The 9734-nt window shown below is 71.4% G+C and carries 12 protein-coding genes; 8 read left to right on the top strand and 4 right to left on the bottom strand.

Annotated elements, in window-relative coordinates; all coding sequences use genetic code 11:
• Positions 1–116: 116 nt before the first annotated feature.
• The 6 genes from FNH08_RS34810 (at position 117) to FNH08_RS34785 (ending at position 5504) form a co-directional block, all read left to right on the top strand.
• A complete protein-coding gene (locus FNH08_RS34810) occupies positions 117–971 on the top strand; it encodes a segregation and condensation protein A (protein WP_322725992.1) in 855 nt (284 codons plus the stop codon).
• On the top strand, positions 968–1642 hold the full coding sequence (gene scpB, locus FNH08_RS34805; RefSeq protein ID WP_322725991.1) for an SMC-Scp complex subunit ScpB: 675 nt from the start codon (positions 968–970) through the stop codon (positions 1640–1642). The genes FNH08_RS34810 and scpB overlap by 4 nt, the downstream gene beginning before the upstream one ends.
• Complete coding sequence (locus tag FNH08_RS34800) at positions 1642–2733, top strand: pseudouridine synthase (protein WP_152775514.1); 1092 nt, start codon at positions 1642–1644, stop codon at positions 2731–2733. Before scpB ends, FNH08_RS34800 begins: the two co-directional genes overlap by 1 nt.
• Positions 2734–2943: 210 nt before the next feature.
• Positions 2944–3699, top strand: coding sequence for an NUDIX hydrolase (locus FNH08_RS34795; RefSeq protein WP_152775513.1), 756 nt, complete (start codon positions 2944–2946; stop codon positions 3697–3699).
• Positions 3699–4721, top strand: a complete 1023-nt coding sequence (locus FNH08_RS34790; RefSeq protein ID WP_152775512.1) for an ADP-ribosylglycohydrolase family protein — start codon at positions 3699–3701, stop codon at positions 4719–4721. The genes FNH08_RS34795 and FNH08_RS34790 overlap by 1 nt, the downstream gene beginning before the upstream one ends.
• 3 nt (positions 4722–4724) lie before the next feature.
• Entirely contained in the window at positions 4725–5504 is a 780-nt protein-coding gene (locus FNH08_RS34785) for a nucleotidyltransferase domain-containing protein (protein WP_322725990.1), read from the top strand.
• Here the strand turns inward: FNH08_RS34785 and FNH08_RS34780 are convergent.
• The 4 genes from FNH08_RS34780 to FNH08_RS34765 form a co-directional block, all read right to left on the bottom strand.
• Positions 5400–6173, bottom strand: a complete 774-nt coding sequence (locus FNH08_RS34780; protein WP_152775511.1) for a nucleotidyltransferase domain-containing protein — start codon at positions 6171–6173, stop codon at positions 5400–5402. The two genes, FNH08_RS34785 and FNH08_RS34780, sit on opposite strands and share 105 nt — an antisense overlap.
• A gap of 22 nt (positions 6174–6195) precedes the next feature.
• Positions 6196–6636 (bottom strand): Rieske (2Fe-2S) protein, encoded by a 441-nt coding sequence (locus tag FNH08_RS34775; RefSeq protein WP_152775510.1) that lies wholly within the window; start codon positions 6634–6636, stop codon positions 6196–6198.
• Positions 6633–7217 carry a DUF6529 family protein gene (locus FNH08_RS34770; protein WP_152775509.1) on the bottom strand — a complete coding sequence of 195 codons (585 nt, stop codon included), beginning with the start codon at positions 7215–7217 and terminating at the stop codon, positions 6633–6635. Before FNH08_RS34770 ends, FNH08_RS34775 begins: the two co-directional genes overlap by 4 nt.
• A 109-nt stretch (positions 7218–7326) precedes the next feature.
• Positions 7327–7998: a hypothetical protein gene (locus FNH08_RS34765; RefSeq protein ID WP_152775508.1), complete on the bottom strand. Its 672-nt coding sequence runs from the start codon at positions 7996–7998 to the stop codon at positions 7327–7329.
• Positions 7999–8275: 277 nt separating this feature from the next.
• On the opposite strand from FNH08_RS34765, the gene aroH reads away from it, so the two are divergent.
• Complete coding sequence (gene aroH, locus FNH08_RS34760; protein WP_322725989.1) at positions 8276–8638, top strand: chorismate mutase; 363 nt, start codon at positions 8276–8278, stop codon at positions 8636–8638.
• The gene (locus FNH08_RS34755; RefSeq protein ID WP_322725988.1) at positions 8635–9720 is read left to right on the top strand and encodes a prephenate dehydrogenase; all 1086 of its coding nucleotides are present in this window, start codon (positions 8635–8637) and stop codon (positions 9718–9720) included. The genes aroH and FNH08_RS34755 overlap by 4 nt, the downstream gene beginning before the upstream one ends.
• The last annotated feature ends 14 nt before the right edge of the window (positions 9721–9734 follow it).

The raw sequence follows: 9734 nt of genomic DNA, 5'->3' as shown, positions 1-9734 counted from the left end.
CCCCCACTCTCGGCTCCGAAGAGACCGGCCCGCGCCCGGAACCCGACGCTTCGGTGCTCGCCGAGCCGCAGCCGGAGTCGCCCGCTAGACCCGAGGACACCGAGCCCGACGCCCCCGTGCCCGGCCCGGATCCCCGCCCCGAGTCGGCGTCCGACAACGACGGTGTCTTCAAAGTCCGGCTCGCCAACTTCGAAGGGCCCTTCGACCTTCTCCTTCAGTTGATCTCGAAGCACAAGCTGGATGTCACCGAGGTCGCGTTGTCGAAGGTGACCGACGAGTTCATGGCGCACATCCGGGCCATGGGGCCGGACTGGGACCTGGACCAGACGACCGAGTTCCTCGTCGTGGCCGCCACGCTGCTCGATCTCAAGGCCGCCCGGCTGTTGCCGTCCGCGGAGGTCGAGGACGAGGCCGATCTCGCGTTGCTGGAGGCGAGGGACCTGCTGTTCGCGCGGCTGTTGCAGTACCGCGCGTACAAACAGATCGCCGATATCTTCAGTCACCGTCTCGATGAAGAGGCCCGGCGTTACCCCCGTACCGTCGGGCTCGAACCGCATCACGCCGAGCTGTTGCCCGAGGTCGTGATCAGCATCGGTGCCGAAGGGTTCGCGAAGCTCGCCGTGAAGGCGATGCAGCCGAAGGCGAAGCCGCAGGTGTACGTCGACCACATCCACGCGCCCCTGGTGAGCGTCCAGGAGCAGGCGGGGATCGTCGTGGCCCGGCTCAGGGAGCTTGGGGAGGCGACCTTCCGGCTCCTCGTCGAGGACACGGATGACACGCTGACCGTCGTGGCACGGTTCCTGGCGCTGCTGGAGCTGTACCGCGAGAAGGCCGTGGCGCTGGAGCAGGAGGCCGCCCTCGGGGAGTTGCTCGTGCGGTGGACCGGCGGGGAGGGAGACGACCGGCCGATGGTCACCGACGAGTTCGACCGGCCGCCCGAGCTGCCCAAGGAGGAGGAGAAGAAGGCGTGAGTGAGGAGACCATCGAGGGGCCGAGCGGGCTGCTGTCCGTCGCCGATCTCGAGCTCAAGCCCGCTCTGGAGGCCGTCCTCATGGTCGTGGACGAACCCGCCACCGAGGAGCACCTCGCGAAGATCCTGGAGCGGCCCCGGCGGCAGATCGGCAAGGCGCTGCGGGAGCTGGCCGACGACTACACCGTCCAGGGGCGGGGCTTCGAGCTGCGGTTCGTGGCCGGGGGCTGGCGGTTCTACACGAGGGGTGAGTACGCCCCCGCCGTGGAGCGGTTCGTGCTCGACGGGCAGCAGGCGAGACTCACCCAGGCCGCCCTGGAGACGCTGGCCGTGGTCGCGTACCGGCAGCCGGTCAGCCGTTCCCGGGTCTCGGCCGTGCGGGGCGTGAACTGTGACGGGGTCATGCGCACCCTGCTCCAGCGCGGGCTGATCGAGGAGGCGGGCACGGAACCCGAGACAGGTGCGATCCTGTACAGGACGACGAACTACTTCCTGGAGCGGATGGGCCTGCGCGGTCTGGACGAGCTCCCGGAGCTCGCGCCCTTCCTCCCGGAGGCGGAGGCGATCGAGGCCGAGACCCAGGAAGCCGTACCGTCGTTCGATCCGGACGCCCCGGACGCGGACGACGGGCCCACGACGACCATGACGAACACGACGACGACGGAACTTTGATGCGAAGCAGTGGTAGCGGTAAGAGCGGCGGGCACGGCGGGCGCGGTAACCACCGCGGTGCCGGCAACAACAGGGACGAGAAGCAGGGGCAGGGCCGCCCCCGCAAGCCCCGCCCCGAGGAGCGCCGCTACGACGTGGGCCCCGGCGCCACCCAGGACGGACCGAAGTCGGGGCGCGGCGGCGCCGCCCGCGGCGGTGCCAAGGGCGGCCCGAAGAAGCCCCAGCAGGGTCAGCAGCAGGGCGGCGGGCGCGGACGTACGGAGCCCGCGCGCTCCCGCGAGTACGAGGTGCGCGCCGAGGAGCGCAACCGCGAGCGGTACGCGGGCAAGAAGGACGTCAAGCTCCCCAAGACCTTCCCGGGTGCCGAGCAGGAGGGCGAGCGTCTGCAGAAGGTGCTCGCCCGGGCCGGATACGGTTCGCGGCGCAGCTGCGAGGACCTGATCGAGGAGGCGCGGGTCGAGGTCAACGGCGAGATCGTTCTCGAGCAGGGGATGCGCGTCGACCCGGAGAAGGACGAGATCAAGGTCGACGGCCTCACCGTGGCCACGCAGTCGTACCAGTTCTTCTCGCTGAACAAGCCCGTCGGTGTCGTCTCCTCGATGGAGGACCCGGAGGGGCGGCAGTGCCTCGGTGACTACGTCACCAACCGCGAGACCCGGCTCTTCCACGTGGGCCGCCTCGACGCCGAGACGGAGGGCGTCATCCTGCTCACCAACCACGGCGAGCTGGCGAACCGGCTGACCCACCCCCGGTACGGCGTGAAGAAGACGTACCTGGCGCACATCGTCGGCCCGATCCCGCGCGACCTCGGCAAGCGCCTGAAGGACGGCATCCAGCTGGAGGACGGGTACGCGCGCGCGGACCACTTCCGGGTCGTCGAGCAGACGGGCAAGAACTACCTCGTGGAGGTCACCCTGCACGAGGGCCGCAAGCACATCGTGCGCCGGATGCTCGCCGAGGTCGGTTTCCCGGTCGACAAGCTCGTGCGCACCGCTTTCGGGCCGATCACCCTCGGCGACCAGAAGTCGGGCTGGCTGCGCCGGCTGTCCAACACCGAGGTCGGCATGCTGATGAGTGAGGTCGACCTGTAGCTCTACGGCGCCTCCCGCGCGAGCCTCGCCGAGCGGCCGGACCGGATGTCTCCGGGCCGGCCGCTTCGTCGTGTCCCGCTTCTTTGCCTCGGCGTCGAGTTTCTTTGCCGCCAACGGGTTGTCGGCACCCTCCGTCATCTTTATAGTCGTAGTGACTATTGGTCATCGTGACCATTAAAGGTGGCCGTCCACAGGGGAGGCAGGGGGACCATGACCGCGCCCGTCGACCGCACGTCGAACGGCAACAGGCCCGAGGGCTACGACAAGTACGCCCACGAACCCTTCGCCGTCACCGTCGATCTCGCCGTCCTCACCGTCCGGGACGGCTCGCTCCAGGTGCTGCTCGTCGAACGCGGGCAGGAGCCGTACGCGGGCCACTGGGCGCTGCCCGGAGGGTTCGTGCTGCCGAACGAGTCCGCGGAGACGGCCGCCCGGCGCGAACTCGCCGAGGAGACCGGCCTGGAGGACGTCTCCGAACTCCACCTGGAGCAACTGCGGACGTACAGCGAACCCGACCGTGACCCGAGGATGCGGGTCGTCACCGTGGCGTTCGCCGCGCTGCTGCCGCACCCGCCCGAGCCGCACGGCGGGGGCGACGCGGCACAGGCCCGGTGGCTGCCGTACGACACCGCGGGACCGCTCGCCTTCGACCACGACCGGATCCTCGCCGACGCCCACGAACGTGTCGGCGCCAAGCTCGAGTACTCCTGTCTCGCCACCTCCTTCTGCCCGCCCGAGTTCACGCTCGGCGAGTTGCAGCAGGTCTACGAGACCGTGTGGGGCACCGCCCTCGACCGGCCCAACTTCCGGCGCAAGGTGCTGGCCACGCCGGGCTTCGTCGAGCCGGTCCCCGGCGCCGCGCGCCTCACCGGAGGCCGCGGCAAGCCCGCCGCGCTCTACCGCGCGGGCGAGGCCACCACCCTGCACCCGCCCCTGATGCGACCCACGCCCGAAGGACGGTCCTGATGACCATGACCCTGCTCGCCAAGCGCGCCGCCACCGGATCCCTGCTCGGCCTCGCCCTCGGCGACGCGCTCGGCTTCCCGACGGAGTTCAACGACGTCCCGTCGATCCTCGCCAAGTTCGGGCCGTGGCGGAAGATGGAGCTCCCGAAGCCCGCGATCGTCACGGACGACACCCAGATGACGCTGGCGCTGGGGCATGCGCTGCGCTCGGCCATGGACCGCGGGTCGCTCAGCCCCGAGACCCTGGAGCGGGCCGCCCGCGCCGAGTACGTCGCCTGGTCGCGCTCACCCGAGAACAACCGTGCCCCCGGCCGCACCTGCATGGTCGCCTGCGGCCTCCTCGCGGACGAGCGCCGGCCCTGGCAGGACGCCAGCCAGATCCACTCCAAGGGCTGCGGGGCCAACATGCGGGTCGCGCCGCTCGGGCTCATCCCCCGCGTGAGCGACGAACAGCGCGCGGGCGCCGCCCAGTTGCAGGCCGCGCTCACCCACGGACACCCCACGGCGCTCGCCGCCGCCGACCTCACCGCCCACGCGATCCTGCTCCTCGCCCAGGGCGCCGAACCACTGGGCCTGGTCGGCCAGTTGAGGTCGTACGCGTACGAGAACCGCAGCCACTACCACGCGCGCTGGCTCGGTGACCTCTGGCGCCACAGCCAGGACTCCTCGCCGGAGGACTTCATCGCCCGCGGCTGGGACGAGTGCCTGGACGCCCTCGACCGCCTCCAGCAGGCCCTGCGTGACCCGTCACCCGAGACCGACCCCTGCCTCGCCACGGGAGAGGGCTGGATCGCGGAAGAGGCGCTCGCCTCCGGCCTGTTGTGCTTCCTGCTCTTCGTCGACGAACCCGTCACGGCCCTGCGCCGCGCCGCCTGCACCTCCGGTGACTCGGACTCCATCGCCTGCCTCGCCGGCGCCTTCGCGGGCGCGTACCACGGTCCGGCGGCCTGGCCGACGGAATGGGCCGACCGCATCGAGTACCAGGGCGACCTCGTGTCGCTGGGGGCCCTCTGGGACGCTTGAGGGGTGATCGACACCCTCGACGACGTAGACCTCGAGCCCGTGGTCGCCGAACAGCCCGACCCCCTGCTGTTCGCGACCGTCTCCGGAGCGCACCTGTACGGCTTCCCCTCGCGCGACTCGGACGTCGACCTCAGGGGCGTCCATCTGCTGCCGACGGCGGAACTCGTCGGGTTGCGCGAGCCGGAGGAGACCCGGTCCCGGATGTGGGACCGGGACGGCGTCGAGATGGACCTGGTCACCCACGACCTGCGCAAGTTCGTCCGGTTGATGCTGCGCCGCAACGGCTACGTGCTGGAGCAGCTGCTCTCCCCGCTGGTCGTGCACACCACCGAGGCCCACCGTGAGCTGGCCGGCCTGGCTCCCGGGGTCCTCACCCGCCACCACGCCCACCACTACCGGGGCTTCGCTGTCACCCAGTGGCGGCTCTTCAAGAAGACCGGCGAACTCAAGCCGCTGCTCTACACGTTCCGCGTGCTGCTCACCGGGGTCCACCTGATGCGCAGCGGCGAGCTCCAGGCCCATCTGCCCACGCTCGTACAGGAGGTCGAGGCGCCCGCGTACGTGCCGGACCTCGTCGCCGCCAAGGCCGAGCAGGAGCACGGGGCGGCCGACGTCGACCACGCGCGCGTGGAGAGCGACGTGGAGCGGCTGCACGCCGCGCTGGACGAGGCCCAGGCCCTATCGGTGCTGCGGGACGCCCCCGCCGCCTACGACGCCCTGCACGACTTCGTCGTACGGGTCCGGCTGACGGGGGCCGAGGGCCTCGGTGCCCGCCAGGGCTGACGCGCGGCGGGTCCGTACGAGGAAGTCCTCCACGCGGGCCTGGTCCGGCTCCGGCGGGAGCGGGGAGCGGGCCGCGGCCTGTTCCGCCTCCGCCGCCAGCCGGGTCATCCGGGACTCCACCTCGGCCCAGGGCACCTCGCCGCGCTTGACCGCGAGGAGCGGCTCGCGCAGGTCGCCCACATCGACGGTGAGTTCGCCCGTGCGCAGGACGTCACGGCAACTCGTCAGGAGGCGCAGCAGGTGCATCGCGTGCTTCCAGCGCGGGGCACCGTACTTGCGGACGTCCGCTTCGAGCTTCTTGTGCTGGGCGAGGGCATAGCGCGCGAACGTGTCGTGGACCTGGCGGGACAGGAACGCGCCGCGCAGGGAGAGCAGTTCGCGGCCCGTGTCGTCGACGTGCTCCACGAGCGGGGAGTGCAGGCATTCCAGGATGTTCGGGTTGGCGCGGAGCGCGAGGGAGCAGAAGCGCTCCAGCTCCCAGCTGAACTGTTCCTCCGCCGGGCCCTCCACGTGCGTCGGCGGCTTCTCGAAGCGCCAGTACAGGGCGGTGGGGGCGAGGAAGACGCCCCGGCGGTCGGTGTCGCTGTCGTCCGTGGCCAGGCCGAAGGCGCGTGAGCCCATGACACAGGCGTAGATCGTGTGGTCGCGGACCAGGGCCTCGGGCTGCATGCCCGGGAGCGTACGGGGTGGATCACGTCTGGCGAATGGAGTTTCCCGTCACCGTGATCTGCTCGGCGGGCAGCGGCCGCGTCGCCGGACCGTTCTCCACCGCGCCGTCCGTGATGCTGAACTTGCTGCCGTGGCAGGCGCAGTTGATGGTCTTGTCCGAGACGCTCGCGACGATGCAGCCCTGGTGGGTGCAGACCGCGGAGAAGGCCTTGAAGTCGTCCTGCTCGGGCTGGGTGACCACGATCTTCTGGTCCTTGAAGATCTTGCCGCCGCCGACCGGGATGTCGTCGGTCTTCGCCAGCTCCCCGCCCGTCGTCCCGTCGGTCGCCGTCGGGGAGTCGCCGGTGGGGGACTCGGCGCTGTCGCCGCCGTTGTCGCCGTACTCGCCGCACCCCGCGAGCAGCGCCGCCGCGCCCGTCGCGCCCGCCGCCAGGACCGTGCGCCGCGTGGAACCCATCGTCATGTCGTCACCCCGAACGTGCGGAAGAACCAGAGGGCGGAGGTCAGCCAGACCACCGTGAGGGCGGCGAAGACGACGCCGCCGACCAGCGGCAGCAGCCAGCCCGGCAGCCGCTCCGTACGGAGCAGCAGCATCTTGGCACTGAAAACGCCGAAGAAGAAACAACCCAGGAGGGAGTGCAACAAAACGCGCGGTTCGTACGTCTGATAGCCCAACGCGTACAGACAGTGCACCGCGACCGGCACCGCCACCAGGAACGCCACCCGCCCCGACCAACGGTGCAGCACCCCCGCCCAGCTCGGTCCCGGCAGCCTGCCGTACACCATGAGCGCCGACACCAGCTGCACGAGCGCGAAGCCGAACGCCGCCGTCGCCAGCCACGACTTCACCGCGCCCGTGCTGCTGAATCCGGCGAGGTTGAAGGCCGTGCCCTCGGGGTCGTGCACCTTGCCGTAGACGCCGAGACCGACGGCGACCGCGCACGCGACCAGCGCCGGGGCGAGGTAGCGCACGGCGCGCGGACTGCCGTGGGCGGGCCGCGGGGACGGGAAGTCCTGGGTGGCGGCGTTCGGGTCGACGGTCATGCTCGGCTCCCTGGGTCGGGTCGGGAGAGCGGATGTCGTGAGGTCTGCGCGGGGCGCTCAGGGTGCTCAGGGCGCTCTGGGGCTTGCGCGGGGTGCTCTCAGAGGGTGCTCAGGGGTTCACCGGGCGGGCCGTGAGCCGCTCGCCGTCGATCGTCACGGCGCCGGTCCGGGGGTCGATCTCCGGTGCCGGCGAGGGTTTGCCGTCGCGCTTGAGGATGCCGACCTGGCGGCCGTCCTGCAGCACGATCCAGCCGCCGTCGACCTCCGCGTCGCGCACGGTCTCCGTCGCCCGGTACAGGCCCGACGGTTTGACCGCCTTGGCGGCGCTGAAGCCGTACTCCTGGTCGCCGATCTCGACCGTGCCGCGGATGCGGGTGTCCTTCAGCGTGCCGTTCAGCACGCCGCCGTTCCCGCCCGTCAGCTTCATGGAGTCGTCGTCCTCGACGTCGCCCTTCAGCCACGACTCCTTGTCGCGGCCGTCGCAGAAGTACGCGATGGCCTTCCCGTCGCGCAGGGACACGGCGACGGCCGAGGAGTCGTCGTCGGTACGGCCCGCGTAGTCGGCGTCGGGCGGTGGCGAGCCCGACGGGGCCGGTGGCGGAGTGCTCGTGGTGGGCGAGGACGGGGGCGAGGGCGTCGGGCTCGGCGACACCTTCGTGCCCGGCGAATCGCCCCCGCTCGCCGACGCGGGGCGCGTCCCTGTCGTCGCGTTGAGCGTCAGCAGGAACAGGCCCAGCAGGAGTCCTGCGAGAAGGGTGAGAAGTGGTCCGGAGCGCTTCATGCGTGCCTCCCCCCGAGGCGTGGCGCGAACAGCCTCCCCCATGCAAGCGGACGCGCGGGGGCGGCGTCCAGAGGCGCACGGGCGTAGTTCATCCCAAGTGGCGGGACAGTGACGTTCGCGTGACATTGTCATGATCTGCGGCCGTGCCCTCGAAGGGCACGCACCCCGCGATCCCCGTCCCGGCCGTCTCGGCAGGCGGGCGCCGCGCACCGGTGCGTTCCGGGCTGACTACGCTGGTGGGACGAGTCGTGTACGTACATCAGCGAGGAGCACAGTCGTGCCGGTACGAGCGGTCCGGGGCGCCGTCCAACTGGAGCGGGACGAGGCCGGACACATGGACGAGCAGGTCAGCGAGCTGCTCACCGCCATCCTGGAGCGGAACGGGCTCACCGGGGACGACCTGATCAGCATCTGGTTCACGGCGACGCCCGACCTGCACAGCGACTTCCCGGCGGCCGCCGCCCGCAAGCTCGGCATCGTCGACGTACCGCTGATCTGCGCGCAGGAACTGGACATCGAGGGCGCGATGCCCCGGGTCGTACGGGTCCTCGCGCACATCGAGTCCGACCGGCCGCGCGCGGAGATCGCGCACGTGTACCTCGGCACCGCGGCCGCGCTCCGCAAGGACATCGCCCAGTGAGAACCGCACTCGTCATCGGGACCGGGCTGATCGGCACCTCGGCGGCCCTGGCGCTCGCCCAGCGCGGTGTGACCGTCCACCTCACCGACCGCGATCCGGAGCAGGCCCGTACGGCCGCCGCGCTCGGCGCCGGCACGGACGAGGCGCCCGACGGGCCGGTGGACCTCGTGATCGTGGCCGCGCCGCCCGCGCACGTCGCCACGGCCCTTGCCGACGCCATGCGGCGCGGTCTCGGCCGCGGCTACCTCGACGTGGCCTCCGTCAAGGGCGGCCCGCGCCGCGAGCTGGAGGCCCTCGGCCTGGACCTCACGGGATACATCGGTACGCACCCCATGTCGGGCCGGGAGAAGTCCGGCCCCCTGGCGGCCACCGGCGACCTCTTCGAGGGCCGCCCCTGGGTACTCACGCCCACCCGGGACACCGACACCGAGGTCCTGAACCTCGCCCTGGAGCTGGTGTCGCACTGCCGTGCCGTGCCGGTGGTCATGGACGCCGACGCCCACGACCGCGCGGTCGCCCTGGTCTCCCACATGCCGCAACTGGTATCGAGCATGGTCGCCGCGCGACTGGAGCACGCCGAGGATTCGGCGGTACGGCTCTCCGGCGGGGGCATGCGTGACGTGACCCGCATCGCGGCTTCCGACCCCCGCATGTGGATCGACATCCTCTCCGCGAACCCCGGCCCGGTGGCCGACCTGCTCGGCGAGTTCGCCGCCGACCTCGACGAGACGGTCCAGGCCCTGCGCGCCCTCCAGTCCTCCGACGAGGCCAAGCGCCGCGAGGGCACCACCGGCATCGAGGACGTCCTCCGCCGCGGCAACGCCGGCCAGGTCAGGGTGCCCGGCAAACACGGGACCGCGCCGCGGGTCTACGAGGTCGTAGCGGTACTGATCGACGACCAGCCCGGCCAGCTGGCCCGCATCTTCGCCGACGCGGGCATGGCCGGCGTCAACATCGAGGACGTACGCATCGAGCACGCGACGGGGCAGCAGGCCGGTCTGGTCCAGCTGATGGTGGAGCCGAAGGCGGCGCCGGTGTTGACGGGGGCGTTGCGGGAGCGGGGCTGGGCGATTCGGCAGTAGTGCCGGGTGGCACG

Source organism: Streptomyces spongiae, from assembly GCF_009377185.1.
Taxonomy (GTDB): domain Bacteria; phylum Actinomycetota; class Actinomycetes; order Streptomycetales; family Streptomycetaceae; genus Streptomyces; species Streptomyces spongiae.
This window is presented reverse-complemented; position numbering and strand designations above follow the sequence as displayed.

Bases quoted from the DNA above. Each gene is read 5' to 3' on its own strand.
- FNH08_RS34800 (WP_152775514.1), top strand. From the start codon at position 1,642: ATGCGAAGCAGTGGTAGCGGTAAGAGCGGCGGGCACGGCGGGCGCGGT.
- FNH08_RS34795 (WP_152775513.1), top strand. From the start codon at position 2,944: ATGACCGCGCCCGTCGACCGCACGTCGAACGGCAACAGGCCCGAGGGC.
- FNH08_RS34790 (WP_152775512.1), top strand. From the start codon at position 3,699: ATGACCATGACCCTGCTCGCCAAGCGCGCCGCCACCGGATCCCTGCTC.
- FNH08_RS34780 (WP_152775511.1), bottom strand. From the start codon at position 6,173: ATGCAGCCCGAGGCCCTGGTCCGCGACCACACGATCTACGCCTGTGTC.
- FNH08_RS34775 (WP_152775510.1), bottom strand. From the start codon at position 6,636: ATGACGATGGGTTCCACGCGGCGCACGGTCCTGGCGGCGGGCGCGACG.
- FNH08_RS34770 (WP_152775509.1), bottom strand. From the start codon at position 7,217: ATGACCGTCGACCCGAACGCCGCCACCCAGGACTTCCCGTCCCCGCGG.
- FNH08_RS34765 (WP_152775508.1), bottom strand. From the start codon at position 7,998: ATGAAGCGCTCCGGACCACTTCTCACCCTTCTCGCAGGACTCCTGCTG.